This window comes from Halorubrum sp. LN27 (genome assembly GCF_016635065.1).
Classification (GTDB): domain Archaea; phylum Halobacteriota; class Halobacteria; order Halobacteriales; family Haloferacaceae; genus Halorubrum; species Halorubrum salipaludis.
Map to the genome: position 1 here is coordinate 1,470,284 of NZ_JAEPET010000001.1, position 24,769 is coordinate 1,495,052.

The 24,769-nt window shown below is 68.4% G+C and carries 35 protein-coding genes and 1 tRNA gene; 29 read left to right on the top strand and 7 right to left on the bottom strand.

Annotated elements, in window-relative coordinates; translation table 11 throughout:
• Nucleotides 1-43: 43 nt before the first annotated feature.
• Nucleotides 44-856, top strand: a complete 813-nt coding sequence (locus tag JIN95_RS07220) for a hypothetical protein (protein ID WP_095636864.1) — start codon at nt 44-46, stop codon at nt 854-856.
• A 732-nt stretch (nt 857-1,588) separates the two neighbouring features.
• Here the strand turns inward: JIN95_RS07220 and JIN95_RS07225 are convergent.
• Nucleotides 1,589-1,659: transfer RNA gene (locus tag JIN95_RS07225), tRNA-Gly, on the bottom strand.
• 152 nt (nt 1,660-1,811) lie between these two features.
• Between JIN95_RS07225 and JIN95_RS07230 the strand changes: the two genes are divergently transcribed.
• The 26 genes from JIN95_RS07230 to secY all read left to right on the top strand — a co-directional run bounded on the left by JIN95_RS07230 (nt 1,812) and on the right by secY (nt 17,613).
• Nucleotides 1,812-3,095 carry a PQQ-dependent sugar dehydrogenase gene (locus tag JIN95_RS07230; RefSeq protein WP_200530964.1) on the top strand — a complete coding sequence of 428 codons (1,284 nt, stop codon included), beginning with the start codon at nt 1,812-1,814 and terminating at the stop codon, nt 3,093-3,095.
• A 167-nt stretch (nt 3,096-3,262) separates the two neighbouring features.
• Nucleotides 3,263-4,129: a putative RNA uridine N3 methyltransferase gene (locus JIN95_RS07235; protein ID WP_095636862.1), complete on the top strand. Its 867-nt coding sequence runs from the start codon at nt 3,263-3,265 to the stop codon at nt 4,127-4,129.
• Nucleotides 4,130-4,133: 4 nt separating this feature from the next.
• Nucleotides 4,134-5,150, top strand: a complete 1,017-nt coding sequence (locus JIN95_RS07240) for a 50S ribosomal protein L3 (RefSeq protein WP_200530965.1) — start codon at nt 4,134-4,136, stop codon at nt 5,148-5,150.
• Nucleotides 5,151-5,153: 3 nt separating this feature from the next.
• Nucleotides 5,154-5,900, top strand: a complete 747-nt coding sequence (rpl4p, locus tag JIN95_RS07245) for a 50S ribosomal protein L4 (protein ID WP_095636860.1) — start codon at nt 5,154-5,156, stop codon at nt 5,898-5,900.
• The gene (locus tag JIN95_RS07250) at nt 5,897-6,151 is read left to right on the top strand and encodes a 50S ribosomal protein L23 (protein ID WP_008007910.1); all 255 of its coding nucleotides are present in this window, start codon (nt 5,897-5,899) and stop codon (nt 6,149-6,151) included. The genes rpl4p and JIN95_RS07250 overlap by 4 nt, the downstream gene beginning before the upstream one ends.
• Nucleotide 6,152: 1 nt before the next feature.
• Nucleotides 6,153-6,875: a 50S ribosomal protein L2 gene (locus tag JIN95_RS07255; protein ID WP_095636859.1), complete on the top strand. Its 723-nt coding sequence runs from the start codon at nt 6,153-6,155 to the stop codon at nt 6,873-6,875.
• Complete coding sequence (locus JIN95_RS07260; RefSeq protein WP_004047226.1) at nt 6,872-7,297, top strand: 30S ribosomal protein S19; 426 nt, start codon at nt 6,872-6,874, stop codon at nt 7,295-7,297. The genes JIN95_RS07255 and JIN95_RS07260 overlap by 4 nt, the downstream gene beginning before the upstream one ends.
• A gap of 3 nt (nt 7,298-7,300) precedes the next feature.
• Complete coding sequence (locus JIN95_RS07265; protein WP_200530966.1) at nt 7,301-7,765, top strand: 50S ribosomal protein L22; 465 nt, start codon at nt 7,301-7,303, stop codon at nt 7,763-7,765.
• Nucleotides 7,765-8,706, top strand: coding sequence for a 30S ribosomal protein S3 (locus JIN95_RS07270; RefSeq protein ID WP_095636857.1), 942 nt, complete (start codon nt 7,765-7,767; stop codon nt 8,704-8,706). The genes JIN95_RS07265 and JIN95_RS07270 overlap by 1 nt, the downstream gene beginning before the upstream one ends.
• Entirely contained in the window at nt 8,706-8,918 is a 213-nt protein-coding gene (gene rpmC, locus JIN95_RS07275) for a 50S ribosomal protein L29 (protein ID WP_123620224.1), read from the top strand. The genes JIN95_RS07270 and rpmC overlap by 1 nt, the downstream gene beginning before the upstream one ends.
• A gap of 2 nt (nt 8,919-8,920) precedes the next feature.
• The gene (locus tag JIN95_RS07280; protein WP_200530967.1) at nt 8,921-9,379 is read left to right on the top strand and encodes a ribonuclease P protein component 1; all 459 of its coding nucleotides are present in this window, start codon (nt 8,921-8,923) and stop codon (nt 9,377-9,379) included.
• Complete coding sequence (locus JIN95_RS07285; protein WP_008001361.1) at nt 9,370-9,714, top strand: 30S ribosomal protein S17; 345 nt, start codon at nt 9,370-9,372, stop codon at nt 9,712-9,714. Before JIN95_RS07280 ends, JIN95_RS07285 begins: the two co-directional genes overlap by 10 nt.
• Nucleotides 9,714-10,112 carry a 50S ribosomal protein L14 gene (locus JIN95_RS07290; protein WP_004047220.1) on the top strand — a complete coding sequence of 133 codons (399 nt, stop codon included), beginning with the start codon at nt 9,714-9,716 and terminating at the stop codon, nt 10,110-10,112. The genes JIN95_RS07285 and JIN95_RS07290 overlap by 1 nt, the downstream gene beginning before the upstream one ends.
• Before the next feature lie 2 nt (nt 10,113-10,114).
• Nucleotides 10,115-10,471 (top strand): 50S ribosomal protein L24, encoded by a 357-nt coding sequence (rplX, locus tag JIN95_RS07295; RefSeq protein WP_095636855.1) that lies wholly within the window; start codon nt 10,115-10,117, stop codon nt 10,469-10,471.
• Nucleotides 10,468-11,193 (top strand): 30S ribosomal protein S4e, encoded by a 726-nt coding sequence (locus tag JIN95_RS07300; RefSeq protein WP_095636854.1) that lies wholly within the window; start codon nt 10,468-10,470, stop codon nt 11,191-11,193. Before rplX ends, JIN95_RS07300 begins: the two co-directional genes overlap by 4 nt.
• A complete protein-coding gene (locus JIN95_RS07305) occupies nt 11,186-11,710 on the top strand; it encodes a 50S ribosomal protein L5 (RefSeq protein ID WP_095636853.1) in 525 nt (174 codons plus the stop codon). The genes JIN95_RS07300 and JIN95_RS07305 overlap by 8 nt, the downstream gene beginning before the upstream one ends.
• On the top strand, nt 11,707-11,880 hold the full coding sequence (locus tag JIN95_RS07310; RefSeq protein ID WP_004047216.1) for a 30S ribosomal protein S14: 174 nt from the start codon (nt 11,707-11,709) through the stop codon (nt 11,878-11,880). The genes JIN95_RS07305 and JIN95_RS07310 overlap by 4 nt, the downstream gene beginning before the upstream one ends.
• A 2-nt stretch (nt 11,881-11,882) precedes the next feature.
• A complete protein-coding gene (locus tag JIN95_RS07315) occupies nt 11,883-12,275 on the top strand; it encodes a 30S ribosomal protein S8 (protein ID WP_004047215.1) in 393 nt (130 codons plus the stop codon).
• A gap of 2 nt (nt 12,276-12,277) precedes the next feature.
• Nucleotides 12,278-12,811: a 50S ribosomal protein L6 gene (locus tag JIN95_RS07320; RefSeq protein WP_095636852.1), complete on the top strand. Its 534-nt coding sequence runs from the start codon at nt 12,278-12,280 to the stop codon at nt 12,809-12,811.
• 3 nt (nt 12,812-12,814) lie between these two features.
• Nucleotides 12,815-13,525, top strand: a complete 711-nt coding sequence (locus tag JIN95_RS07325; RefSeq protein WP_095636851.1) for a 50S ribosomal protein L32e — start codon at nt 12,815-12,817, stop codon at nt 13,523-13,525.
• On the top strand, nt 13,518-13,979 hold the full coding sequence (locus JIN95_RS07330; RefSeq protein ID WP_008847481.1) for a 50S ribosomal protein L19e: 462 nt from the start codon (nt 13,518-13,520) through the stop codon (nt 13,977-13,979). The genes JIN95_RS07325 and JIN95_RS07330 overlap by 8 nt, the downstream gene beginning before the upstream one ends.
• Entirely contained in the window at nt 13,979-14,536 is a 558-nt protein-coding gene (locus JIN95_RS07335) for a 50S ribosomal protein L18 (RefSeq protein ID WP_050025370.1), read from the top strand. Before JIN95_RS07330 ends, JIN95_RS07335 begins: the two co-directional genes overlap by 1 nt.
• The gene (locus tag JIN95_RS07340) at nt 14,529-15,176 is read left to right on the top strand and encodes a 30S ribosomal protein S5 (RefSeq protein WP_095636850.1); all 648 of its coding nucleotides are present in this window, start codon (nt 14,529-14,531) and stop codon (nt 15,174-15,176) included. The genes JIN95_RS07335 and JIN95_RS07340 overlap by 8 nt, the downstream gene beginning before the upstream one ends.
• Nucleotides 15,176-15,640, top strand: coding sequence for a 50S ribosomal protein L30 (locus tag JIN95_RS07345; RefSeq protein WP_200532122.1), 465 nt, complete (start codon nt 15,176-15,178; stop codon nt 15,638-15,640). The genes JIN95_RS07340 and JIN95_RS07345 overlap by 1 nt, the downstream gene beginning before the upstream one ends.
• Nucleotides 15,637-16,131, top strand: coding sequence for an uL15m family ribosomal protein (locus JIN95_RS07350; RefSeq protein ID WP_200530968.1), 495 nt, complete (start codon nt 15,637-15,639; stop codon nt 16,129-16,131). The genes JIN95_RS07345 and JIN95_RS07350 overlap by 4 nt, the downstream gene beginning before the upstream one ends.
• 3 nt (nt 16,132-16,134) lie before the next feature.
• Nucleotides 16,135-17,613: a preprotein translocase subunit SecY gene (secY, locus tag JIN95_RS07355; protein ID WP_200530969.1), complete on the top strand. Its 1,479-nt coding sequence runs from the start codon at nt 16,135-16,137 to the stop codon at nt 17,611-17,613.
• 152 nt (nt 17,614-17,765) lie between these two features.
• Here secY and JIN95_RS07360 read toward each other — a convergent pair whose 3' ends face one another.
• The 6 genes from JIN95_RS07360 to JIN95_RS07385 form a co-directional block, all read right to left on the bottom strand.
• Nucleotides 17,766-18,764 carry a Gfo/Idh/MocA family oxidoreductase gene (locus JIN95_RS07360; RefSeq protein WP_200530970.1) on the bottom strand — a complete coding sequence of 333 codons (999 nt, stop codon included), beginning with the start codon at nt 18,762-18,764 and terminating at the stop codon, nt 17,766-17,768.
• 116 nt (nt 18,765-18,880) lie between these two features.
• A complete protein-coding gene (locus JIN95_RS07365) occupies nt 18,881-19,138 on the bottom strand; it encodes a hypothetical protein (RefSeq protein ID WP_200530971.1) in 258 nt (85 codons plus the stop codon).
• Between the two features lie 98 nt (nt 19,139-19,236).
• On the bottom strand, nt 19,237-19,452 hold the full coding sequence (locus JIN95_RS07370) for a CbaC protein (RefSeq protein WP_200530972.1): 216 nt from the start codon (nt 19,450-19,452) through the stop codon (nt 19,237-19,239).
• Complete coding sequence (locus JIN95_RS07375) at nt 19,449-21,242, bottom strand: b(o/a)3-type cytochrome-c oxidase subunit 1 (RefSeq protein WP_200530973.1); 1,794 nt, start codon at nt 21,240-21,242, stop codon at nt 19,449-19,451. Before JIN95_RS07375 ends, JIN95_RS07370 begins: the two co-directional genes overlap by 4 nt.
• On the bottom strand, nt 21,239-21,754 hold the full coding sequence (locus tag JIN95_RS07380; protein ID WP_095636842.1) for a cytochrome c oxidase subunit II: 516 nt from the start codon (nt 21,752-21,754) through the stop codon (nt 21,239-21,241). Before JIN95_RS07380 ends, JIN95_RS07375 begins: the two co-directional genes overlap by 4 nt.
• A 7-nt stretch (nt 21,755-21,761) precedes the next feature.
• On the bottom strand, nt 21,762-21,938 hold the full coding sequence (locus tag JIN95_RS07385) for a hypothetical protein (RefSeq protein WP_198951536.1): 177 nt from the start codon (nt 21,936-21,938) through the stop codon (nt 21,762-21,764).
• Between the two features lie 97 nt (nt 21,939-22,035).
• Between JIN95_RS07385 and JIN95_RS07390 the strand changes: the two genes are divergently transcribed.
• Entirely contained in the window at nt 22,036-22,239 is a 204-nt protein-coding gene (locus tag JIN95_RS07390) for a hypothetical protein (protein ID WP_200530974.1), read from the top strand.
• 90 nt (nt 22,240-22,329) lie between these two features.
• Nucleotides 22,330-24,768, top strand: coding sequence for a heavy metal translocating P-type ATPase (locus JIN95_RS07395; protein WP_200530975.1), 2,439 nt, complete (start codon nt 22,330-22,332; stop codon nt 24,766-24,768).
• Nucleotide 24,769 lies beyond the last annotated feature (1 nt).

The window sequence follows — 24,769 nt, forward strand, 5'->3', positions numbered from 1 at the left end:
TCCGCCCGGAACACCTATTTTCTCGCGCCACCACGGCTACGCCATGAGCGACCGCGACGCACCGGCGGCGGACCCGGACGCACCGCCGGCCGACCCCGACGAGCTCGACTTCACCGACGACGAGAGCGTCGTCGAGATCGGGGAGAGCCGGTACGTCGTCGGGACGAACGGTCGTCCCAACGTCCGCCGGACGCAGCCGGATCGGTCCCCCGACGCCGAGACGGGGTTCACATCTGCGGACCCGGCGAATCCGGAGGAACGCCGGCCGCCGGATCCGGACGCGGGGGCGGCGGGAGGCGGTGCGAGCGGGACCGGCGTCGGATCTGAGGCGCCCCGCGGCGCGGGCGGTCAGCCGCAGGGCGGAAACGCCCCACAGGCCGGGAGCGCGGGACAGCCACAGGGCGGCGCCGGACGACCGCAGGGCAACCGTGCGCAGCGTACCGCCACCCAGCCCCAGAACGCTCCCGCTGGCAGTCGACAAGGCGCCCGCGGCGCTCCCGAGGTCGACCGGCAGTCGGTGAGCCGGTGGCTGGCGAACTCCTTCGACGACGACGGGTTCACCTACGGGATCGACGCGACGCTCCACGTCGACGGCGACACCACTCGCCAGCGGATGGTCTCGAACGACGTGACGGCGACGTTCGACTCGCTCGTGACGTGGTTCGCGTCCAACGCGGGCCCGAGCTCGCCGACGCCGGAGGCGCTCGGACTCCTGCTCGTCGCGAGCGAGACGACCGTCGATGTCCCGCCGGTGGCGATCAAGCGCTTCGCCGCGAGCCAGGGGCTCACGGCGAGCGACAGCATCGGCGATCTGGTGCGCGCGGCGGAGGAGGCCGACGGCTTCCGGATCGAGTAAGGGACGCCCCAGATGGCGGTTTCTGAGTGCGTGGCTTTACCGGAATCTCAACGTTCAGCCCGTGGGTCCGGTTGTAACCGCCGTTCGCTAACGCCACTTCCTAAGTGACTGCGGGAGTGCGTGAATTATTTCGACGGGTTGAGTGTTTATAAGTCGGATTGTGGTGGTGCTGGCGGGTGTTTATAAGCTACCGACGACGCTGCGGATAAGCTACCGACGACGCTGCGGTGAAGAGCCTCAAAGCCCAAAGCGACTGCCCCTTTGAGTCCCACCCATACCGCACCGCAACCTCACGCCTCCCCAGCCTCGTCGCTCGCTGCTCGCGGCTTCGCCGCTCGCCATCGAGGTGCTCGCGCTGCTCGCACCTCGCACCGCTCGCGACTCCCTCGCGCGTGCTCCTCGCGCCCTTCGGGCGCTCGGAGGCACGCGCCACCGCAACAGCCGTTTATAAGGAATCGTCGCTGCCGCTCACAGCTCGCTTAAATACTGTTTCGCTGCCGCCAATCTGCGATACTCACTCCCGCCATCGATCAAGAGACAAAATGCACCGGTCGAGACTCCCCGCGAGCGCAGCGAGCGGGGAATCAGGGCGGTGCGCGACCGTAGGGAGTGCACCGGCCGAGATTTGAACTAGGGAAAGACGGTCCCGCTCGCTCACTTCGTTCGCTGCGCGGGCTGCGTCTTTCTGAGTTTAAATCCCTCTCGGTGATTTTGCTCACTTCGTTCGCAAAATGCACCGGCCGAGATTTGAACTCGGGTTGCAACCATGGCAAGGTTGCGTGATACCACTACACTACCGGTGCGTGCTTCGCATCTCCACATAGCCCGAGTCGGAGATATAAGGGTTCCGAACGACGGTCGTCGTCTCCGCCGACCCGGATCGACCCGCCTCGTCGCGCCCGGCCGCCGGAAGCGTCATCGGTCACGGGACCAAGACGGACACGAGACGGTTCCCATGACGCGTCACCCCGCCCCAGCCGCCGACAGGCGCACAGTACTTCGAGCCGCCGGCGGTCTCGCGGCGCTCCCGCTGGCCGGCTGTCTCGGTGACCGCGGAAACGACGGGACCGCCGACGGCGCCGACGGCGAGGAGGACGACAGCGCCGACGACGCCGGCGCCCCCTCCGACGACGGCGCGGACGTCGAGCACGCCGTCGAGCGCGTCGCCGAGGGGTTCGAAAATCCGTGGGGGCTCGCCTTCCTCCCCGGGGACGGCCGCCTTCTCGTGACGGAGCGCCCCGGTCGGCTCTCGCTCGTCGACCCCGAGGACGGCTCCCGCTCGGCGGTGGAGGGCGTCCCCGAGGTCCACGCCGCCGGACAGGGCGGGCTCCTCGACGTCGCGGTCCACCCCGCTTACCCGGACGACGCGCGCGTGTACCTCACGTACGCGGCGACGAACGACGCGGGGGCGTCGGCGACCCACGTCGGGGCCGGTCGGCTCTCGCTCGCCGATCCCGACGCCCCCGCGCTGGACGGCTTCGAGGCGGTCCACGTCGCGGGGCCGTTCGTCGACTCGGAGATCCACTTCGGCTCGCGGGCGACGTTCGGCCCGGACGGCGCGCTGTTCGTCACGGTCGGCGACCGGCGCGACACCGACTTCGGTCCGGAGCACGTCTCGCAGGACCGGTCGAACGAGCTCGGATCGACCCTCCGGCTGACGCCCGACGGCGACGCGCACCCCGACAACCCGTTCGTCGACGACCCGGGGGCGAGGGACGCGATCTACAGCTACGGGCACCGGAACCCGCAGGCGATGGCGGTGCGCCCGGAGACGGAAGCGGTCTGGCAGTGCGAGCACGGCGAGGAGGACGGCGACGAGATCAACGTCGTCGAGCGCGGCGGCAACTACGGCTGGCCGATAGCGACCGAGGCGTGCCGCTACGGGACCGACGACCCCCTCGCGCCCGCGCACGACGAGCGCGACGACGTGACCGCGCCGGTCCACTACTGGCGCTGCGGCACCGAGGGGTTCCCGCCGAGCGGCGCCCTCTTCTACGAGGGCGACGCGTTCCCCGAGTGGCGCGGCGACCTGTTCGCGGGGACGCTCGCTTCCCAGTACCTCGGACGGTTCACTGTCGAGGGGGCGGGCCCCGGGGACGCGACCGTCACCGAGCGCGACCCCCTCCTCGCCGACCGCGGCTGGCGGGTCCGAGCGCTCGCGGTCGAGCCGGGCACGGGCCGCCTCTACGTCGCGGTCGACGACGGCGACGCGCCCGTCGTCCGGATCGTTCCGGAGTGAAGTCCGCGGCGCGAACGGGTGGGGGACACCACCGACCGTGTGACTCACTCTCTCGATAGTCGGCCCGAAACGGCCGCCAGACCCCGTGTGAACGCGCCACAGCCCGGAAGCGGGACCGCTACCCTTTTAGGCCGTCGTCCGAAATCGAGGGGTACAGTCTCGCCACGATGCGTACCGAAGACGGACTCACGATCTGCGTTCCGTCTTCGGTCGTCCGGGAGGCCGAGGACGATCGCGAGGCGACTCGCAAACTCGGCTACGTCGCCCGTGCGGCGGCGGTGTTCCGGGCGGATCGACTGGTCGTCTTCCCCGACAGGGAAGGCGAGCGGCGACGGGGCGGCGAGTACGTTCGGACCGTGCTGGGGTACGCCGCGACCCCTCCGGGGCTCCGCAAGGACCTCTGGGGGGAGCGCGACGAGCTCCGGTACGCCGGCGTGCTCCCGCCGCTCCGCGTGCCGTGGCGGACCGGCTCGACCCCTAGCGGGGAAGAGTCGAAAACACAGGGACTCGTGACCGAGGTCGGACCTGAAGGCCGCGTCCGGGTCAATTCCCCGCTGCGGGAACACCCGATCTCCCTGCTCGTTCCCTCCGGAATGGAGGTCGAGCAGGGGGAGCGCGTCACCATCAGGGTCTCTTCGAGAGAACCGGTCCGCGCCCGCATCACCGGGAAGCCGGAGGACGGTTTCCAGGTCGTGGAAGCGGACCTGTCGGAAGCGCTCGCCGGCGACGGCTTGGCCGTCGCGACGTCGCGACACGGGGAGGAACTCTCCGTCTCGCGGCTCGGTGACATCGTCTCGGACGCGCGGGAGGCCGGCGGGTACACCGTCGCCTTCGGCTCGCCCGAGCGAGGGCTTCCGGAGATGCTCGGGCTTTCGCCCGACGGCATTCGGGCGGCCGTCGCCGACGGCCGCTCGGTCGAACCCGATCCGGGGTTCGACCTCTGGCTGAACACGATCCCGGCACAGGCGAGCGAGGTCGTCCGGACGGAGGAGGCTCTGTTCGTGACTCTCGGCTCGCTCACACTCACGGAGTAAACACATGCCACAACCAAGCCGACCACGAAAAGGCTCGCTGGGCTACGGCCCGCGTACCCGCGCAGACCGCGAGGTCCCGCGCATTCGATCGTGGCCCGACGACGACGGAGCCCCCGCACTGCAGGGGTTCGCCGGCTACAAGGCCGGAATGACGCACGTCGTTATGGTCAACGACGAGGCCAACTCGCCGCGTGAGGGGATGGAAGAGTCCGTTCCCGTCACCGTCGTCGAGACGCCGCCGATGTACGCGGTGGCCCTGCGCGCCTACGAACAGACGCCGTACGGAAAGAAGCCGGTCGAAGAGGTATGGGCGACCGAGTTCCACGAGGAGCTCGACCGCGCGCTCGACCTCCCGGCGGAAGACACCTTCGAGGAGGACGCCGAGGAGCTGCGCTCGCTGCTCGACGAGGGCGCGGTCGACGACGTCCGCGTCATCACCCACACTGTCCCCTCGGAGCTCGCGAACGTTCCCAAGAAGAAGCCCGACGTGATGGAGACCCGAGTCGGCGGCGGCTCCCTCGAGGAGCGCGTCGACTTCGGGCTCGACCTCGTCGCTGAGGGCGGCGCCCACGAGTTCGGCGACGTCTTCCGCGCGGGGCAGTACACCGACGTCTCGGGCATCACGAAGGGGAAGGGGACCCAGGGTCCCGTCAAGCGCTGGGGCGTTCAAAAACGGAAGGGCAAACACGCCCGCCAGGGATGGCGGCGCCGGATCGGCAACCTCGGTCCGTGGAACCCCTCCCGCGTTCGCTCCACCGTTCCCCAGCAGGGGCAGACCGGCTACCACCAGCGCACCGAGCTCAACAAGCGCCTCATCGACTTCGGCGAGGGCGACGACGCCTCCGTCGACGGCGGCTTCGTCAACTACGGCGAGGTCGACGGCAACTACGCGCTCATCAAGGGCTCGCTGCCCGGTCCGGACAAGCGCCTGCTTCGGTTCCGCCCGGCCATCCGGCCGAACGACCAGCCGCGCCTCGATCCTGAGGTCCGGTACGTATCCACCGCATCCAACCAGGGATAATCCATGAACGCAACAGTACACGACCTGGACGGCGGGGACGCGGGCAGCATCGAGCTGCCGGCGATCTTCGAGACCGCGTTCCGACCGGACCTCATCGGTCGGGCGGTCTCCGCCGCACAGGCTAACCGGAAACAGGCCTACGGTGCCGACGAGTTCGCCGGGCTGCGAACCCCCGCGGAGTCGTTCGGCTCCGGTCGCGGGCTCGCTCACGTCCCGCGCTCCGAGAACGTCGCCCGCCGCGTCCCGCACGCCGTGTCGGGCCGCGCCGCGCACCCGCCGAAGGCCGAGAAGGACCAGACGAAGAGCCTCAACGACAAGGAACGACAGCTCGCGATCCGGTCGGCCATCGCGGCCACCGCCGACGCCGAGCTCGTCGCCGAGCGCGGTCACGCGTTCGACGAGGACCTCGACCTCCCGCTCGTCGTGAGCGACGAGTTCGAGGACCTCCAGAAGACCCAGGAGGCCCTGGGCGTGCTCGAGGCCGTCGGCGTCGACGCCGACATCGAGCGCGCCGAGGAGGGTCGCTCCGTCCGAGCCGGCCGCGGGAAGACCCGCGGTCGCAAGTACAGCCAGCCGAAGTCCGTCCTCGTCGTCACCAGCGAGGAGCCGTCCCGCGCCGCCCGGAACCTCTCGGGCGTCGACGTCGCGACCGCGCGAGAGGTCAACGCGGAAGACCTCGCGCCGGGCGCGCACCCGGGTCGACTCACGCTGTGGACCGAGAGCGCCGTCGAGGAGGTGGCAGACCGATGAACTCCATCATCGAGCATCCGATCGTCACCGAGCAGGCGATGAACGAGATGGACTTCAAGAACAAGCTGCTGTTCCTCGTTGACGTCGACGCGACCAAGCCCGAGGTCCGCGAGGAAGTGCAGGACCGGTACGACGTCTCCGTCGTCGACGTGAACACGCAGGTGACCCCACAGGGGGCGAAGAAGGCCACCGTCACGCTCTCCGAGGACGACGACGCGACCGAGATCGCATCGCGCATCGGGGTGTTCTGATATGGGACGACGAATCCAAGGACAGCGGCGCGGACGCGGCGGCCCGACGTTCCGGGCCCCCTCGCACCGCTACAAGGCGGAACTGTCGCACAAGAAGCTCGAAGACGTGGACACGATCACCGGCGAGATCGTCGGGATCGAACACGACCCCGCCCGCTCGGCTCCGCTCGCGGAGATCGAGTTCGAGGACGACGACCGTCGGCTCGTGCTCGCGCCGGAAGGCGTGCGCGTGGGCGAGACGATTCAGGTCGGCGTCTCCGCGGAGATCAAGCCCGGGAACACGCTCCCGCTGGCGGAGATCCCCGAGGGTGTCCCGGTCTGTAACGTCGAGAGCAACCGCGGGGACGGCGGGAAGTTCGCGCGCGCCTCCGGCGTGTCGGCGACGCTTCTCACCCACGACCGCGACGTCGCGGTCGTCGAGCTCCCCAGCGGCGAAGTGAAGCGGCTCGATCCCCAGTGCCGCGCCACGATCGGCGTGGTCGCCGGCGGCGGCCGGACGGAGAAGCCCTTCGTCAAGGCCGGTAACAAACACCACAAGATGAAAGCGCGCGGGACCAAATACCCGCGCGTGCGCGGCGTCGCGATGAACGCCGTCGACCACCCCTTCGGTGGCGGTGGTCGCCAACACCCCGGCCAGCCGAAGTCGGTCTCGCGGGACGCCCCGCCGGGACGCAAGGTCGGTGACATCGCATCCAAGCGCACCGGACGAGGTGGCAACAAATGAGTTCTGACTACCGCACCGGCCGCGAGGGCAAGGAGTTCGCCTACCGCGGTCACTCGCTCGACGAGCTGCAGGAGATGGACGTAGAGGAAGTCGCGGAACTGCTCCCCGCACGCCAGCGGCGAAGCATCGTTCGCGGCCTCGGCACCGAACAGCAGAAGCTGCTGGAGACGGTCCGGAGCCGCGACAAGGAGACGACGGCGGACGACCCGATCCGGACGCACCTGCGCGACATGCCGGTCCTGCCGGAGTTCGTCGGCGTCACCTTCTCCGTGTACAACGGACACAGCTTCGAGCGCGTGCAGGTCGAACCCGAGATGATCGGTCATTACCTCGGCGAGTTCCACCTGACTCGAAGCACCGTCGAACACGGTCAGGCCGGCATCGGCGCGACCCGGTCCTCGAAGTTCGTGCCCCTCAAGTAACCCATGGGAATCAACTACAGCGTCGAGGCCGACCCGGAGACCACCGCCAAGGGGATGCTCCGCGAGCGGCCCATCAGCGTGAAGGACAGCAAGGAGATCTCCCGGGAGATCAAAGGCGAGACGGTCGCCGACGCCGAGGAGTTCCTGCAGGAAGTCATCGACGAGGAGACCTCGGTGCCGATGCGCCAGCACAACGCCGGCGCGGGCCACCGCTCCGACATCGACGGCTGGGACGCGGGACGGTACCCCGAGAAGGCCGCCAAGGACTTCCAGAAGCTCTTAGAGAACGTCAAGAACAACGCGGACGAACAGGGCTTCGACGGCGACGAGATGGTCATCAAACACGTCGCTCCCCACAAGGTCGGCGAGCGACCCGGTCGGAACCCGCGCGCCGCGGGTGCCACCGGATGGAACACCACCCTCGCCGACGTCGAGCTCATCATCGAGGAGCCGGAGGCTGACGAATAATGGCTGACGAACACCAATTCATCGAGGACGGCCTGCGCCGTTCACAGATCAACGAGTTCTTCGCGGACGAGCTCGGCCGCGCCGGCTACGGCGGCATGGACGTCGCCCAGACGCCGATGGGCACGCAGATCGTCCTGAAGGCCGAAAAGCCCGGCATGGTGATCGGGAAGGGCGGGAAGAACATCCGCAAGATCACCACCGAGCTCGAGGACCGCTTCGACATGGACGACCCGCAGATCGACGTTCAGGAGGTCGACGAGCCCGACCTGAACGCCCAGATCGTCGCGGACCGTCTCGCGAACGCACTGGAGCGCGGCTGGTACTTCCGGAAGGCCGGGCACACGACGATCGACCGGATCATGGACGCGGGCGCGTTAGGCGCCGAGATCGTCCTGTCCGGGAAGGTCACCGGCGCGCGTTCGCGCGTCGAGAAGTTCAACCGCGGCTACATCAAGCACAACGGTGAGCCCGCGGAGGAAGTCGTCGACCACGGCCAGGGCGTCGCGGTGATGAAGCTCGGGACGATCGGCGTCAACGTGAAGATCATCCCGCCGGGCGCGCAGCTCCCGGACGACTTCGACATCCGCGAGGACGCCGAGGTCCCCGAGGTCGAGCAGGCGGCGGTCGACGTCGACGCCGACGAGGGCGTCGAGTCGCTGCTCGAAGAGGAGCCCGAGGAGGTGCCCGACGTGGGCGCCGACGACGACGTCGAGGTCCCCGACGACGACCCCGCAGAGGTCATCGACGAGGAGGTCGTCGAGGAAGTCGTCGAGGAGACCCAGGAGACGGCCACGGAGGCGACCGACGTCGCCGCCGAGGAGCCGGTCGGCGACGCGGAGGCCGACGACGTCGACGAGCTCGACGAGGAGATCGAAGAGGAGGCCGCGGACCTCGTCGCGGAGATGGAGGCCGCGGACGAAGACGAGGAGGAGGACGAATAATGGCGATCCTCTACACGGACGAGATCCGCGACATGACGGCGGCCGAGCGGCAGGTCGAGCTCGAGGAGCTCGAGACCGAGCTGCTCAACTCGAAGGCGCAGCGCGCCGCCGGCGGCATGCCGGAGAGCCCGGGCCGCGTCAACGAGCTGAAGAAGACGATTGCGCGGATCAAGACGATCCAGGCGGAAGAAGGCGACTTCGACGACGAATAACGATGATATCCCCCGACCAGCTCGTTCGGCACGAACTCGTCGGCCTCCCGGTTCGGGTGGTCGACGCCGACAGCGACGCCCACGTGGGCATCGCCGGTCGCGTGCTGTCCGAGACGTTCGGCACCCTCGTGGTGCGAACGGGGTCGGGGGACAAACGCGTGCCCAAGTCGGGCGCGACGTTCGAGTTCGCGGTCGCCGATCGACCGACCGCCCGCACAGATGAAGCCGCCGACGACGGACAGTCGTCGGGGTCCGCGTCCCAACTCGGGTCGGATACTACGGGGGTCCGCCCCCGTCAGTCTGGCCCGTCCGGGTCCGCAAGCGTCGTCACCGGTGACGGCGCGGGTCCGGCGAGCCACAACGGCGAGTGCAAAGACGCGGTCTACGCGACGGTGGATGGCGAGCGGTTACGGCATCGGCCCGCCGAACGCACCGAACAAGGTGTCACACAATGGCGATAGGAATCGACGTACCCACGCCTCCGGAGCCAGACAACCCGGAGGATTACGACTACGAGAAGTGCCCGTTCTACGGGCAGCTCTCCGTCCGCGGCCAGACCCGTGAGGGGACGGTCGTGTCGACGGATATGGAAAAGACCGTCATCGTCGAGCGAGAGTACGACGTGTTCGTACCGAAATACGACCGGTACATGAAGCGTCGCTCGCGTATCCCGGCCCACGTGCCGGGCGTGCTCGACTCGCTCGAAGTCGGTGACGAAGTGAAAATCGCGGAGACGCGACCGCTCTCGAAGACGAAGTCCCACGTCGTCGTCGAGAACCTGTCGGGTGATCAGTGATGGAGGCGCTCAAGGCCGACGTCACGCAGGGGCTCTCGAAGGGCTCGCTCATCACGTGCGCCGACAACACCGGCGCCCGTGAGCTGAAGGTGATCTCCGTGTCGGGCTACTCCGGCACGAAGAACCGCCACCCGAAGGCAGGTATCGGCGACAAGGTGACCGTCTCGGTCACCAAAGGGACCCCGGAGATGCGGCGGCAGGTGCTGGAGGCGGTCGTCGTCCGCCAGCGCAAGCCGATCCGCCGTCCGAACGGCACGCGCGTGAAGTTCGAGGACAACGCGGCCGTCATCATCGACGACCTCGAGGAGCCGCGGGGCACGGAGATCAAAGGCCCCGTCGCCCGCGAGGTCGCCGAGCGCTTCGGGAGCATCGCCTCGACCGCGACGATGATCGTCTAATCATGACGAAACAGCCACGCAAACAGCGAAAACGGTCGGAGACCGCGCCGCTCCACGAGCGGCAGAACCAGGTCCGGGCCACCCTCACGGACGAGCTCCGCGAGGAGTACGGCCAGCGGAACGTCCGCGTCAACGCCGGCGACACCGTCGAGGTGCTTCGCGGCGACGCGGCCGGCACGGAGGCCGAGGTCATCTCGGTCGACCTGTCCGCGGAACGGATCACCGTCGAGGACGTCACCGTCGAGAAGGCGGACGGGGAGGAGGTTCCCCGCCCCATTCCGGCGAGCAACGTCCGGGTGACCGAGCTGGACCTGGAAGACGAGCGCCGGGAGGCGCGGCTCCAGGAGGATAACGAATGACGCGACACCAGAAGCGACTGTCAGTACCGAACTCCTGGCCGGTCGAGCGCAAGACGAACACGTTCACCGTGAAGGCGGGCGCGGGCCCGCACGGCGAGGCGGGCGTTCCGCTCGTCGTCCTGCTGCGGGACGTGCTCGGCTACGTCGACTCGACGAAGGAGGCGCGCTACGCGCTGAACAACGACTCGGTCCTCGTCAACGGGGACGCCGTCTCGGACGAGCAGCGTCCGATCGGGATGTTCGACATCCTGGCGTTCCCCGAGCGCGGGGAGTACTTCCGCGTCTTCCCCGACGAGGGCGGTCGGCTCGCGCTGACCCCCGTCGACGAGGAGGCCGCCGGCAGCCGGCTCGGGAAGATCACGAACAAGTCCGTCGTCCCCGGTGGCGACGCGCAGCTGACGCTCCACGACGGGACGAACGTCCTCGTGGACGCCGACACCGAGTACGACACGAAGGACTCGATCGTCGTCGACAACGAGTCGAAGGAGATCGTCGCCCACTTCGAGTACGAAGAGGGCGCCCTGGTCACCGCCGTCGCCGGCCAGCACGCCGGCCGCATCGGCGAGGTGGCCGACATCGACGTGACGCTCGGATCCGGCTCGAACACGGTCTTCGTCGGCGACGACGAGGACGGCTACGAGACGGTCGAGGAGTACCTCGTCGTTATCGACGAGAACTTCACCGGCGACGACGCCGACGAGGCGGGTGATTCGGATGAGTGAATCCGAGAGCGCCGCCCACGAGATGCGCGAGCCGTACCTCGAGAAGGTCGTCGTCCACATGGGCGTCGGACAGGGCGGTGAGCCGCTCGCGGACGCCGAGGAGATCATCGAGGAGATCACGGGCCAGCAGTCGGTCCGGACCACCTCGAAGCGCACCATCGCCGAGTTCGGGATCCGCAAGGGCGACCCGATCGGCGTCAAGGTGACGCTGCGGGACGAGGACGCACACGAGTTCCTCGCGACGGCGCTCGACATCGTCGACGTCTCGCAGAGCCAGTTCGACGACACGGGCAACCTGAGCTTCGGGGTCGAGGACCACACCGACTTCCCGAGCCAGGAGTACGACCCGAGCATCGGCATCTACGGCCTCGACGTGACGACGACGATCGTCCGTCCCGGCTACCGCGTGTCGAAGCGGGACAAGGCGACGGCCTCGATCCCCTCGAACCACCGGATGACAGCCGAGGACGCGGCTGCGTTCCTCGAAACGAACTTCGACGTTGAGGTAACGGAATGAGCGAAGCGAACAACGACACGGGCGAGCACGCGTCGAAACGCACCGACTCCCGGCACACGTGCCGGCGGTGCGACCGCGAGCAGGGGCTCGTCGGCAAGTACGACATCAACCTCTGCCGGCAGTGTTTCCGCGAGGTCGCCCGAGACATGGGATTCGAGAAGTACAGCTGATCATGACGGGAAACGATCCATTCACCAACGCACTGGCCGGCATGGACAACGCCGAGAGCGTTGGCCACCTGTCGTACACGGTTGAGCCCGCCTCCAACATCATCGGCTCCGTCCTCGAGGTCCTCTACGACCGCGGGTACGTCGACGGCTTCGAGTACGTCGACGACGGGAAGGCCGGGAAGTTCGAGGTCGAACTGAAAGGAGCGATCAACGAGTGTGGCGCCGTCAAGCCCCGCTACTCCGCGGGCGCGGACGAGTTCGAGAAGTGGGAGAAGCGATACCTCCCCGCCCGTGACTACGGGACGCTCATCGTCACGACGAGCCACGGCGTCATGAGCCACTACGAGGCCCGCGAAGAGGGCATCGGCGGCCAAGTGATCGCATACGTCTACTAACAATGAACAGAGTCGAAATCGAGATTCCGGACGACGTCTCCGCCGAGACCGACCACCTCGAACTCACCGTCGAGGGCCCCAACGGGAGCGTCACGCGACGCCTCTGGTACCCCGACGTCGAGGTCACGGTCGAGGACGGTGTCGTCGCGATCGCTTCCGAGAACGAGGACGCGAAGACGAACGCCACGGTCGGCACCTTCGAGAGCCACGTCGCCAACATGATCCACGGCGTCACCGAGGGATGGGAGTACACGATGGAAGTGTACTACGCCCACTTCCCGATGCAGGTGACCGTGGAGGGCGACGAGGTCGTCATCGAGAACTTCCTCGGCGAGCGAGCACAGCGACGCACCCCGATCCGCGGGGACACGGACGTACAGATCGACGGCGAGACGGTCACCCTCTCGGGCTCCGACAAGGAGGCCGTCGGGCAGACCGCCGCCGACATCGAACAGCTGACGAAGGTGACCGACAAGGACACGCGCGTCTTCCAGGACGGCGTGTACATCGTCGAGAAGCCCACCGGAGGTGCCTAACCAATGGCCGAAGAACTGGAAGACATCAGCGGTGTCGGTCCCTCGAAGGCGGACGCCCTTCGCGAGGCCGGCTACGAGACGGTCGAGGACGTGAAGGCCGCCTCCCAGTCGGAACTCTCCGAGGTCGACGGCGTCGGCAACGCGCTCGCAGCGCGTATCAAGGCCGACGTCGGCGGGCTGGAGGTCGACGAGGAGGCGGACGCGGAGATCGAAGACGAGACGGACGAGGAGGAGGCCGACGAGGAGGAGGCCGAGTCCGAGGACGTCGAGACGGAGCTTCGCCCCCGCGGTCACGCCGACAAGACGCCGGAACTGGACGACGAGACCGCTCGCGCGCTCGCACAGAAGCACCGCGAGGGGAAACCGCAGTTCAACCGGCAGGACTACCACAAGAAAAAGCGGATCCCGACGTCGTGGCGCAAGCCGCGCGGCGGGCTCTCCAAGCAGCGGCGCCGCATGAAGGCGAAGGGCCCCGTCGTCGAGGCGGGCTTCCGATCGCCGAAGGCGTCCCGCGACCTGCACCCGAGCGGCTTCGAGGAGGTCCGCGTGCACAACACGGACGACCTCGAGGGCGTCGACGGCGACACGCAGGCGGTGCGGATCGCCTCGAAGGTCGGCGGTCGCAAGCGCGAACTGATCGAAGACGAGGCGGAGGAGCGCGGCATTCGCGTGCTGAACCCGACCTACGTCGAAGTGGAGGTCAACGATGAGTGATCTGAAGGCGCAGAAACGGCTCGCAGCGGACGAGCTGGACGTCGGCAAGGGCCGCGTCTGGCTCGACCCCGAGGCACAGGAGGAGATCGAGGACGCCATCACGCGAGAGGACGTCCGCGAGCTCATCGAACAGGGCACCATCCGCGCGAAGGACGCGAAGACGAACTCCCGCGGTCGGGCCCGCGAGCGCGCCGAGAAGCGCTCGTACGGTCATCAGTCGGGCGCCGGGACCCGGAAGGGGAAGTCCGGCGCACGACAGAACACGAAGGACGACTGGAAGGCGCGGATCCGCGCGCAGCGCGCCCGCCTGAAGGAGCTCCGAGACGAGGAAGACGTGCTCGACGCCAGCGAGTACCGCACGCTCTACAACAAGGCGAGCGGCGGCGACTTCGAGGACGTCGCGCGACTGGAGGCGTACATCCAGACGCAGTACGGTTACGAGGTGACGGACTAATGGCGACAGGACCACGATACAAGGTGCCGATGCGGCGCCGCCGCGAGGTCCGGACGGATTACCATCAGAGGTTGCGCCTGCTGAAATCGGGCAAGCCTCGCCTGGTCGCTCGGGTGAGCAACGCTCACGTCAGGGCGCAGCTGGTGACTCCCGGATCCGACGGCGACGAGACCCACGCGGCCGCCTCCAGCGAGGAGCTCGGCGAGTACGGCTGGGACGCCCCCACGGGCAACCTCCCCAGCGCGTACCTCACCGGCTACCTCGCGGGCGCCCGCGCCGTCGACGCCGGCCTCGACGAGGCCGTCCTCGACATCGGGCTCAACACGGCGACGCCCGGCAACAAGACGTTCGCAGTACAGGAAGGAGCGATCGACGCCGGCCTCGAAATCCCGCACAACGACGACGTGCTGGCCGACTGGTCGCGCACGCGCGGCGAGCACATCGCCGCGTACGCCGAACAGCTCGACGAGCCGCTGTACAGCGGCGATTTCGACGCCGCAGACGTACCCGAGCACTTCGACGACGTGCTCGCGACAATCCAGGAGGACCATGAGTAGACACAACGACGGCTGGGAACCGCGGACGCGACTCGGCCGCAAGGTACAGAACGGCGACATCTCGTCGATGGAACAGGCGCTCGACTCCGGGCTCCCGCTGAAGGAGGCCGAGATCGTCGACCAGCTCCTCCCGGGGCTGGAAGACGAGGTGCTGGACATCAACATGGTCCAGCGGATGACTGACTCCGGACGCCGCGTGAAGTTCCGCTGCGTGGTCGCCGTGGGCAACCGCGACGGCTACCTCGGCTACGCGCAGGCCCGGGACGACCAGGTCGGCGGCGCCATCCAGAAGGCGATCGACGTCGCGAAGCTGAACATCATCAAGGTCGACCGCGGCTCCGGGTCCTGGGAGGACCAGCCCGGCGGCACCAACTCCCTCACCCGCAAGGCCGAGGGGAAGGCCGGCTCCGTCACCGTCGAGATCCAGCCCGCCCCGCAGGGGCTCGGGCTGGCCGCGGCGGAAACGGTCCGGAACATCCTGGAGCTCGCCGGCGTCGAGGACGCCTGGACGAACTCCGACGGCAACACCCGCACGACCGTCAACCTCGCGAAGGCGACGTTCAACGCCTTGGAGAACGCGGCGCAGTCCCGCACTCCGCAGCACGCTCGCGAAGTTCACTACGAGGAGGGTGGTCGATGATGCAGGCGATCGTGCAGCTCCGCGGCGACGTGAACCTCGAGTACGGCGTCGAGGACACTCTCGACATGCTGAACATCGGGCGCGTCAACCACGCGACGTTCGTCCCTGAGACGGACTCGTACCGCGGTATGATCACCAAGGTGAACGATGTCGTCGCGTTCGGGGAACCGAGCGTCGACGCGGTCGCGGCCACCATCGCGCGACGCGGCGAGCCCCTCGAGGGCTCGGCCGACATCGACGACGAGTGGATCGACGACAACACCGACTACGCCGATCTCGAGGCGCTGGCCGAGGCGCTCGTCGACGAGGAGACGACCCTGCGCGAGCAGGGCCTCTCGCCGACGCTCCGGCTCCACGCCCCCCGCGGCGGTCACGAGGGAATTAAACACCCCGTGATCGAGGGCGGCGAACTCGGGAAACACAGCACCGAGGAGATCGACAGTCTCCTGGAGGCGATGCGATGACGAGCAAGAAACGTCGACAGCGCGGCTCCCGGACGCACGGCGGCGGAACGCACAAGAACCGGCGCGGCGCCGGTCACCGCGGCGGCCGCGGCGCGGCCGGCCGCGCGAAACACGAGTACCACAACTACCCGCCGCTGGGCAAGTACGGCTTCAAGCGGCCCGAGAGCACGCAGGTCGAGGTCCTCGAAGTGAAGGTCCAGAAGCTCGACGAGGACGCGGCGCTGTACGCCGCGGAGGGCCTCGCCGAGGAGGACGGCGACGCGTACGTCATCGACGCGCGCGACGTCGTCGAGGACGGTCACGAGGCCGACGTCGTGAAGGTGCTCGGCGGCGGACAGGTCCGACGCGAGCTCCGCGTCACCGCCGACGCGTTCACCGCCGGTGCAGTCGAACTCATCGAGGAGGCCGGCGGCGAGGCGACGCTCTCCGAGCGCGCCGAAGCGGCTGACGAACCGGAAAACACTTCCGACGACGAGGACGACGAGGCGTAACCAATGAGTTGGAAGGAGGTCGCTGAACCGGTGCTCACGCGGATGCCCGTCGTGGAGCGGCCCGCGGGTCACGTTCCGTTCAAGCGGAAGCTCATGTGGACGGCAGGCATCCTGATCGTCTACTTCTTCCTGACCAACATCAATCCGTTCGGGTTGGACGTGGGTCAGGGCTCCGACTTCTTCGGGCAGTTCCGGTCGGTGCTTGCCGGGTCGTCCGGATCGCTGCTACAGGTCGGTATCGGACCGATCGTCACGGCGTCCATCGTCCTCCAGCTGTTGGGCGGTGCGAATCTGCTCGGCCTCGACACCGACGACCCGCGTGACCAGGTCCTGTACCAGGGCCTCCAGAAGCTCTTGGTGGTCATCGTCACCGCCCTGACGGCGGCCCCGATGGTGTTCACCGGTGCGTTCCTTCCAGCGGACGAGGCCGTCGGTCAGGCGCTCGGTATCGGCACGTTCGGCGTCAAGTCGCTGATATTCGTGCAGATATTCATCGGCGGCGTCCTGCTCTTGTTCATGGACGAGATCGTGAGCAAGTGGGGCGTCGGCTCCGGCGTCGGGCTGTTCATCATCGCGTCGGTGAGCCAGCAGATCGTCGGCGGCTTCTTCAGCTTCTCCGCGCTCGGCGCGTCCGGCTTCTTCGCGAGCTGGTACGGCGTCATCTTTGGTGACGTACCCGTGTCGATGTCGCCGTTTACGGCGGAGGGGCTCCAGAACCTGCTGTTCGATCCCGGGAACATCTTGGCACTGTTCACCACGCTGTTCATCTTCGGGATCGTCGTGTACGCGGAGTCGGTCCGCGTCGAGATCCCGCTGTCGCACGCGCGGGTGAAGGGCGCTCGCGGGCGCTTCCCGGTGAAGCTCATCTACGCGTCCGTCCTGCCGATGATCCTCGTTCGCGCGCTGCAGGCGAACATCCAGTTCCTCGGGCAGCTCCTCTCCTCGCAGTGGGCGGGGATGCCCGGATGGCTCGGCGTCTACAGCGATCAGGGGCAGCCCATCTCCGGGCTGTTCTACTACCTGAACCCGATCCAGGCCCGCACGGACTGGATGTGGTTCCTGGGTGAGATCCCCGCGTCGGTCGAGCCGTGGATGATCGCGGTTCGGCTGCTGATCGACCTCACGTTCATGGTCGTCGGCGGCGCGATCTTCGCGATCTTCTGGGTCGAGACCACCGGGATGGGCCCGGAGGCGACGGCGAAACAGATCCAGAACTCCGGGATGCAGATCCCCGGATTCCGACGGAATCCGCAGGTCGTCGAGAAGGTCATGGAGCGGTACATCCCGCAGGTGACCGTCATCGGCGGCGCCCTCGTCGGGCTGCTCGCCGTCATGGCGAACCTACTCGGCACCATCGGTCAGGTCTCCGGCACCGGGCTGCTGCTCGCGGTCTCGATCACGTACAAGCTGTACGAGGAGATCGCGGAAGAGCAGCTGATGGAGATGCACCCGATGATGCGCCAGATGTTCGGAAACGAGTAGCGACGTTACCCCTCGACCGCCCTCTCGGGCGGCTCGACGGTCTCTTTATTCACTTCCCGCCAGCGTCGGCGTTCGACTGAGATCGCGGAAAGCCGACGAAAACGACGTGCCGGGCGACTCACTCGACTGCTCGACTCGTTCGACTACTCAGTTCACTCGATCGTCACCGATCCGCTTCCGTCCGCGCTCTCGGACAGCGCGTCGATGACTCGCATGTTCGCGACCGCCTCCCCGCCGTCGGTCAACGGGCTGGCGTCGCCGGCGACGCAGTCGGCGAAGTGTTCCACCTGCAGCCGGTACTGGTCGACGGGATCGAACGTCTCGACGCCGCGCCGACCGTCGATCTCGTAGGTCAGCTCCGTCCGTTCGTCCGTGGGCGCGTCGAACGCACGCTCGACCGCGACCCAGCCGTTGGTCGCGTCGATCCGGTAGCGCTGGATCAGCTGCGTATCGAAGCCGGAGGCGATCCGCGCCGACCGACCGTCCTCGTACTCCAGCACGCCCGCGAGCTCCGTGTCGACGCCGGCGTCGCGGGTGTCGTGCGTGTGCGCGTACGCCCGGTCCGGCTCGCCGAGGACGGTTCTGGCGAGCGAGACGGGGTAACAGCCGACGTCCATCAGCGAGCCGCCGGCGAGCTCCGGGTCCAACCGCACGTCGTTCGGGCGGTCGTACAGCGGGAACCGGAACGTCGAGGTCACCGTGCGCACGTCGGCCAGCTCCTCCGCTACTAGCTCGAGGACGCGTTCCGTACGCGGGTGGTACCGGTACATGAACCCCTCCATCAGGGTGACGCCTCGGTCCGCGCAGTGGTCGGTCACCGCGCGCGCCTCCGCCGCGTCGACCGCGAGGGGTTTCTCGCAGAGCACGTGGAGGCCGGCGTCGGCGGCTCGCGTCGTCCACTCGGCGTGGAGCCCGTTCGGGAGCGGGACGTACACCGCGTCGATCCCGGCGTCTTCGAGCAGGGCTTCGTAGGAGCCGTGACTCCGCGGAATCGCGTGCTCCTCGGCGAACCGCCGTGCGCGCTCGCCGTCCCGAGACGCGACCGCGCCGACCGCGTGGTCGCTCGCCGCGATCGCCGGGACGACCGCTTTGCGGGCGATCCCCGCGGTTCCGAGCACGCCGAAGGTGAGCCGATCGTCTGATGTACTCATGTCGTCGCCGACGCCCCCGACGATCAAAAAGTCGTGTGTCTCGACCGCGGCGGCGATTCCGGGCCCGGTTACCGCTCCGACTCCGGGCTCGGTTACCGCTCCGACTCCGGGCTCGGTTACCGCTCCGACTCCGGCTCCGGCGGATCCGGATCGACGAGCGGGGAGTCCTCGTTCGCGCACCCGGGGCGACCGCAGACGCCGGCGTCGGCGCCCGCCCTCGAGACGCCGGCGTCGAGCGACTGGATCTCCCAGTCGACGCCGTGACCCGTCATCGACTCGTGGTCGTCCACGGCGGTTCGGGCGTCGCGGAGCCGGTCGTAGGTCGCCGCGAACGGACAGTCATCACACCGGACGGCGACGTGCGTCTCGTCCATGGTCGCCTCTTGCGCTACGTCGTCATAACCGCCGCGGTCATCGGGTACTCGGCAGGGGGAAAGAGCGCCGGCCGTCGAATACGGGTGACCGGTGGCCGCTACGCCGGCTCGTCGCCCTCGGGATCGGTCCGCCAACCGCCCTTGAGGATGACGCCCCAGACCGCGAGGGCGGCGAGGACGAAGACGGCGGCCATGTACGGGATCAGCGGCAGCTCGATCCCAACGAAGTCGAGGACGGTTCGGAACTCGTAGACGATCACGCCGATGATCGCGAGCCCCACGAGGAGCCCGCCGCGGGTCACGTCGACGGTCATCTGATCACCTCCACGAGCGAGGCCGACGCGTCGACGATCCCGCCGACCACCGCGGCCGCCCCGTTCGCGAGCGCGTCGAACACGGGCGCGAGCCACACCGGATACGTCCCGACGCCCGGCCCGAGCAGCCCGCCGCGGCCGATGATCGCCGCCAGCGGAAGCGCGTACGCGAGGACGACCAACACCAGCGCGATGCTGACCCACAGCCGGAGGTTATCGAGCACCTTCGGTGAGTCGTCGGGCCCGGACAGCGCCGGCGGCAGCTCCTCCGCGAGCCCGGAGATCTTGGGGTTCCCCATCGTGAGTACGAGGTTCCCGATGAACAGGACCGTCGAGACGAACAGCAGCGTCCCGCCGATCGCGATCTGGATGTTGAGCTCCTCGAACCCCCCGAACATCGTCGGGTAGTCGAACCCGGAGTACTCCGGCTCCGCGGTCCGCCGCGGAACGCCCAGTATCCCCTGCGCGTGCATCGCGTTCGACATCAGCGCCATGCCGATGAACCAGACCACGACCTGGACCAGCCCGATCGCTCGGCTGTAGATCGGCTTGTTGGTGATCTGGGGCCAGAGCCAGTAGGTGGCGGCCATGAACGTGAGCGCGACCGCGGTCCCCACGGTGAGGTGGAAGTGACCCGGGACCCAGATCGTGTTGTGGATCATGTAGTTGATGTTCATGCCGGCGTTCACCATTCCGGAGAAGCCGCCGGCGGCGAACATCAGTCCCGCGAGCATCATCCCGGTGAACGCCGGGTCCCGCCACGGGAGGTCGGTGAGCCAGCCGAGGAGGCCGGTCCCGCCGCGCTGGCGGGCGCCGTACTCCACGCTCGCGACGACCGTGAACGCGGTGAGCAGGCTCGGCAACAGCAGGAACATCGTGTTCGTCATCGAGATGAACTTGAACCCCTCCGCGATCCCCGGATCGAGGTACTGGTGGTGGATCCCCACCGGGGTCGAGAGGAGCAGGAACAGCACGAACACGACGCGCGCGAGCGGGTCGCTGAACAGTCGCCCGCCGGCGATCTTCGGAAGCACCGTGTACCACAGCAGGTACGCCGGCATCAGCCAGAAGTACACCACCGGGTGGCCGAAGAACCAGAACAGCGTCCGGGTCAGCGTCGGGTTCACCTGATCGATCAGCCCGAGCGACCACGGCAGCAGGAAGATCAGTACCGAGGCCGCCACGGCGGACGACGCGATGTACCACATCGCCATCGTCGTCAACACCATGAACGTCTGCAGCGGGATCCGCTCGTCGGGGTTTTCGCGCTTCCACGCGAGCCACGTCCGGAAGTAGTCGGCGCCGGCGATCCACGATCCGACGATGAAGACGGCGAGCCCCGCGTAGAACATCGGGTGCGCCTGCAGCGGGGCGTAGAACGTGAAGAGAACGTCGGCGCTCATGTCGAGCTCGTTGACGAAGCCGGCGAGGATCGAGATCCCCGTCATCGTCATCCCGGCCGCCATGAGGCCGTACCACGTCCACGTGATCCGGATGTCGATCACCGGCCTGTCGAGGCTCCGCACGACCGCCCACGTGAACAGGCCGACGAGGAAGAACGTCGTGAAGCTGAGCGCGAGGAACACGCCGTGTGCGGTGAGCGACGTGTAGTAGTCGGTGGAGCTGATGAGCCCCCGGAAGACGCCGGTCCGGTGGAGCGTCTGAATGATCCCGAAGACCGCACCGAGGGTGAGCGCGAGGAACGACCCGAGCAGCGCGGCGCGAACGACACGCGCCTCCTCGGGGAACTTGTCGGCGAACGTCCGATCGCCCTCGATCGCCTCGCTCATTCGCCGTCACCCCCGCTGGCGCGCTCCTCGTAGGCCGACTGACTCACGACCTCCAGTTTCCCCTCCATCGCGTGGTGGGCGGCGCCGCAGTACTCGTTACAGACGATGCCGTACTCGGCCGGTCCGTCGGTCTCGACGGTGATCTCGGAGACCTCGCCGGGTACCACCATCGTGTTGGCGTTCGTCCCGGCGACTTCGAACCCGTGGATCACGTCCGCGGAAGTGACGTAGAACGTCACGGTGCTGTTCGCCGGCACGACGATGGGATCGGGCTGGAACCCGAACTGGCGAGCGACGACGTACGCCGCGTACTCGTTCTCCCCGACCTGTTCGACGCGGGGCTCCGAGAACCGATCGTCCTCGTCGAGCGCGCCGGCGTCGATCGCCGGCTCGCTGTCGCTCACCATCGCGACCCCCGGTCCGACGGCGCCGTACGTGACCGAGCCGAGGAGGAACAGTATCAGAAGCACCGACGCCGCGAGCCAGAGCTTCTCGTAGGCGTGAATGTGCATCTCGTGATCACCCCACGATGACCAGGTCGCGGCCGAGGAACTCGATGTAGTAGATGTACACCCACGACACAACCAGGATCGCGAAGTAGATCGCGATGAGCGTGAGGGTCCCGATCGGATCGAACTCCTCCGTCTCTCCGCCAACGTCCTCCGCAGACGCGTGTGCGGTCTCGTTTCGGCCCATGGGTGGCGTTATTGACAAGAGACTATATAACATCCACCCGTTCTCGGACCCTGAAAACAGGAATATTATATATAATCGGCGGTGCCTTGGTTACGGCATGAACTTCTCGCTCCAACAGGCCGTGCTCCTCGTGCTCGGCGGGCTCGTCCCCGCGGCGGTGTTCATCGCGGACCGCTCGGAGCTGTTCGTCGCGATCACGCTGGTGAACGTGCTACTCATCTGGGCGAGCCTCCGGATTGCCACCGGCGGGGGCCTGCCCGGGTTCGGCGACGGAAGCGCCGCGGACCCCGAACAGGCGTAGTCGGGCGGGCGTCGTCGACCAGACCGCACCGAGCGAAGCGCGGCGGGTCGGATCAGCGTCCCGCCCGCGGAACGCCGAAAGCGGACCCACATGCCACACTGTACACTCTGTGACCTCCCGACCGGAGACGATCCCCACACGGCTCCGGACGTCGACGGCGAGTTCTGCTGTCGGGGGTGTCTCGCGGTCGCGCGGTCGCTCGGCGACGCCGAGGAGTTCGGCGGGGTTGACGGGGAATTCGAGGTCGGGATTGACGACATCGAGGAGCGACGCCCGCGGGCGGAGCCGGGCGACGAGTTCGACGGCGAGACGACCTTCCTCCACGTCGACGGGATGCACTGCGCGACCTGCGAGTCGTTCCTCGAGATGACCGCGGGCGAACAGCCCGGCGTCGCGGCCGCGGAGGCGAGCTACGCGACGGACACGATCCGCGTCGACTACGACCCCGAGACCGTCGAGGCCGACGAGCTCCCCGAGCGCCTCTCCGTCGCCGGGTACTCCGCGAGCCACCGCGCCGACCCCGACGCCGAGCGCGACGACGCGGTCGTCCGATTCCTGATCGGCGGCGGCTTCTTCGGGATGATGGCGATGCTGTGGTACGTCGTCTTCCTGTACCCCACCTACTTCGGCTACGAGCCGTTCCTCGATCTGGGCGGGATATCCGGGCTGTACCTGTTCACGCAGATCTGGCTGTTCGCCTCGATCGTCTTATTTTACACGGGCTATCCCATCCTGCGGGGCGCCTACGTGAGCCTGCGCGCGCGGCAGCCGAACATGGATCTCCTGGTGTCGCTCGCGGCGGCCAGCTCGTACGCGTACAGCACCCTCGCGATGCTGCTCGGACGGACCGACCTCTACTTCGACGTGACGATTGCGGTCATCTTGGTCGTCACGGCCGGAAACCACTACGAGTCGCTGATCAAGCGGCGCGCGACCGGCGCCCTCTCGGAGCTGACGACCGCGACGGAGCGCGATGTCCGGACCGAGGCGGGCGAGACGGTCGCGGCGGACGCGGTCGACCCCGGGGATCGCCTGCTCGTGCGACCCGGCGAGCGCGTCCCGTTCGACGGGACGGTCGTCGAGGGGACCGCCGCGGTCGACGAAGCCTTGGTCACCGGCGAGTCGCTCCCGGCGACGAAACGCGAGGGCGACGCGGTCCGCGGCGGCACCGTCGTCACCGACGCCCCGGTGGTCGTCGAGGTTGGCGAGGACGCCGAGAGCACCCTCGACACGCTCGTCCGGCTGCTCTGGGAGATCCAGAGCTCGCGGTCGGGGATCCAGCGGCTCGTCGACAGGCTGGCGACGGCCTTCGTCCCCCTCGTCGTCGCCGTCGCGGTCCTCGCGGCCGGCGCGACGCTCGCGTTCGGCGGCGCGCCGCCGGAGGCGGCGCTGGTCGGGCTCACGGTGCTCATCGTCTCGTGTCCGTGCGCGCTCGGGCTCGCGTCACCGCTCGCGGTCGCGGCCGGCGTCCGCGACGCGGCCCGACGGGGGATCGTGATCGTCTCCGACGCCGTCTTCGAGGAGGCCGCCGACGTCGACACGGTCGTGCTCGACAAGACCGGAACCCTCACCGACGGGGAGATGCGGCTGCTCGGGACGACGACGGACGAGACCGCCCCCGAGACCGTCCGGAACAGGGCCGCGGCGCTGGAGCGCGCCTCGGCCCACCCGGTCGCGGAGGCGATCGTCGCGGGGGTAGCGGGGGAGGGGCGGGAGGCGGAACGCGACCGCGGCGGGAACGACGCCCGCCCGCGCGCGGCGAGCGACGGCGGGGCGGTCGCCGAGCCGTCGCCCGCCGCAGACGTGACGGTCACGGACAGGGGCGTCTCGGGTCGGATCGACGGCGACGAGGTCGTCGTCGGCCACCGCTCGCTGTTCGAGGGCGGGGAGTGGGCCGTCCCCGGCTCGCTCGACGCGGCCGGCGAGGAGGCCCGCGAGGCCGGCCGCGTTCCCGTGTACGTCGGCTGGGACGGTGCCGTCCGGGGTGTGCTCGTCGTCGGCGACGAGGTGCGCGACGGCTGGGAGGCGGTCGTCGAGGAGCTCGCGGCGGACGGACGCCGGGTCGTCGTGCTCACCGGGGACTCGCCCGCGGCGGCCCGGCGGTTCGAGGCGCACCCCGCGATCGACGAGGTGTTCGCGGGGGTCCCGCCGGCGGCGAAGGCCGAGACGGTCCGGCGGCTGACCGCGACCGAGCGCGTCGCGATGGTCGGGGACGGGAGCAACGACGCGCCCGCGCTCGCGGCGGCGGACGTCGGCGTCTCCGTCGCCAGCGGGACCGACCTGGCGGCCGACGCGGCCGACGCCGTCCTGCTGGAGGACCGCCTCTCGGCGATTCCGGAGCTGTTCGCGGTCACCCGCGGGACGAACCGCCGGCTCAAACAGAACCTCGGGTGGGCGTTCGTCTACAACGCGGTCGCGATCCCCATGGCCGTCTCTGGGGTCCTCAACCCGCTCTTCGCCGCGGTCGCGATGGCGACGAGCAGTCTCCTCGTGGTGTCGAACTCCGCGCGCGCGGTTTACGCCGAGTAGC

Coding starts and splice junctions, on each gene's coding strand:
- JIN95_RS07290 (WP_004047220.1), top strand. CDS start 9,714: ATGGAGGCGCTCAAGGCCGACGTCACGCAGGGGCTCTCGAAGGGCTCG.
- JIN95_RS07375 (WP_200530973.1), bottom strand. CDS start 21,242: ATGAGCGAGGCGATCGAGGGCGATCGGACGTTCGCCGACAAGTTCCCC.
- JIN95_RS07250 (WP_008007910.1), top strand. CDS start 5,897: ATGAACTCCATCATCGAGCATCCGATCGTCACCGAGCAGGCGATGAAC.
- JIN95_RS07380 (WP_095636842.1), bottom strand. CDS start 21,754: ATGCACATTCACGCCTACGAGAAGCTCTGGCTCGCGGCGTCGGTGCTT.
- JIN95_RS07285 (WP_008001361.1), top strand. CDS start 9,370: ATGGCGATAGGAATCGACGTACCCACGCCTCCGGAGCCAGACAACCCG.
- JIN95_RS07370 (WP_200530972.1), bottom strand. CDS start 19,452: ATGACCGTCGACGTGACCCGCGGCGGGCTCCTCGTGGGGCTCGCGATC.
- JIN95_RS07230 (WP_200530964.1), top strand. CDS start 1,812: ATGACGCGTCACCCCGCCCCAGCCGCCGACAGGCGCACAGTACTTCGA.
- JIN95_RS07390 (WP_200530974.1), top strand. CDS start 22,036: ATGAACTTCTCGCTCCAACAGGCCGTGCTCCTCGTGCTCGGCGGGCTC.
- JIN95_RS07330 (WP_008847481.1), top strand. CDS start 13,518: ATGAGTGATCTGAAGGCGCAGAAACGGCTCGCAGCGGACGAGCTGGAC.
- JIN95_RS07240 (WP_200530965.1), top strand. CDS start 4,134: ATGCCACAACCAAGCCGACCACGAAAAGGCTCGCTGGGCTACGGCCCG.
- JIN95_RS07260 (WP_004047226.1), top strand. CDS start 6,872: ATGAGTTCTGACTACCGCACCGGCCGCGAGGGCAAGGAGTTCGCCTAC.
- JIN95_RS07350 (WP_200530968.1), top strand. CDS start 15,637: ATGACGAGCAAGAAACGTCGACAGCGCGGCTCCCGGACGCACGGCGGC.
- JIN95_RS07305 (WP_095636853.1), top strand. CDS start 11,186: ATGAGTGAATCCGAGAGCGCCGCCCACGAGATGCGCGAGCCGTACCTC.
- rpl4p (WP_095636860.1), top strand. CDS start 5,154: ATGAACGCAACAGTACACGACCTGGACGGCGGGGACGCGGGCAGCATC.
- JIN95_RS07395 (WP_200530975.1), top strand. CDS start 22,330: ATGCCACACTGTACACTCTGTGACCTCCCGACCGGAGACGATCCCCAC.
- JIN95_RS07320 (WP_095636852.1), top strand. CDS start 12,278: ATGAACAGAGTCGAAATCGAGATTCCGGACGACGTCTCCGCCGAGACC.
- rpmC (WP_123620224.1), top strand. CDS start 8,706: ATGGCGATCCTCTACACGGACGAGATCCGCGACATGACGGCGGCCGAG.
- JIN95_RS07255 (WP_095636859.1), top strand. CDS start 6,153: ATGGGACGACGAATCCAAGGACAGCGGCGCGGACGCGGCGGCCCGACG.
- JIN95_RS07270 (WP_095636857.1), top strand. CDS start 7,765: ATGGCTGACGAACACCAATTCATCGAGGACGGCCTGCGCCGTTCACAG.
- JIN95_RS07315 (WP_004047215.1), top strand. CDS start 11,883: ATGACGGGAAACGATCCATTCACCAACGCACTGGCCGGCATGGACAAC.
- JIN95_RS07300 (WP_095636854.1), top strand. CDS start 10,468: ATGACGCGACACCAGAAGCGACTGTCAGTACCGAACTCCTGGCCGGTC.
- JIN95_RS07235 (WP_095636862.1), top strand. CDS start 3,263: ATGCGTACCGAAGACGGACTCACGATCTGCGTTCCGTCTTCGGTCGTC.
- rplX (WP_095636855.1), top strand. CDS start 10,115: ATGACGAAACAGCCACGCAAACAGCGAAAACGGTCGGAGACCGCGCCG.
- JIN95_RS07340 (WP_095636850.1), top strand. CDS start 14,529: ATGAGTAGACACAACGACGGCTGGGAACCGCGGACGCGACTCGGCCGC.
- JIN95_RS07335 (WP_050025370.1), top strand. CDS start 13,979: ATGGCGACAGGACCACGATACAAGGTGCCGATGCGGCGCCGCCGCGAG.
- JIN95_RS07360 (WP_200530970.1), bottom strand. CDS start 18,764: ATGAGTACATCAGACGATCGGCTCACCTTCGGCGTGCTCGGAACCGCG.
- secY (WP_200530969.1), top strand. CDS start 16,135: ATGAGTTGGAAGGAGGTCGCTGAACCGGTGCTCACGCGGATGCCCGTC.
- JIN95_RS07310 (WP_004047216.1), top strand. CDS start 11,707: ATGAGCGAAGCGAACAACGACACGGGCGAGCACGCGTCGAAACGCACC.
- JIN95_RS07265 (WP_200530966.1), top strand. CDS start 7,301: ATGGGAATCAACTACAGCGTCGAGGCCGACCCGGAGACCACCGCCAAG.
- JIN95_RS07385 (WP_198951536.1), bottom strand. CDS start 21,938: ATGGGCCGAAACGAGACCGCACACGCGTCTGCGGAGGACGTTGGCGGA.
- JIN95_RS07220 (WP_095636864.1), top strand. CDS start 44: ATGAGCGACCGCGACGCACCGGCGGCGGACCCGGACGCACCGCCGGCC.
- JIN95_RS07325 (WP_095636851.1), top strand. CDS start 12,815: ATGGCCGAAGAACTGGAAGACATCAGCGGTGTCGGTCCCTCGAAGGCG.
- JIN95_RS07280 (WP_200530967.1), top strand. CDS start 8,921: ATGATATCCCCCGACCAGCTCGTTCGGCACGAACTCGTCGGCCTCCCG.
- JIN95_RS07365 (WP_200530971.1), bottom strand. CDS start 19,138: ATGGACGAGACGCACGTCGCCGTCCGGTGTGATGACTGTCCGTTCGCG.
- JIN95_RS07345 (WP_200532122.1), top strand. CDS start 15,176: ATGCAGGCGATCGTGCAGCTCCGCGGCGACGTGAACCTCGAGTACGGC.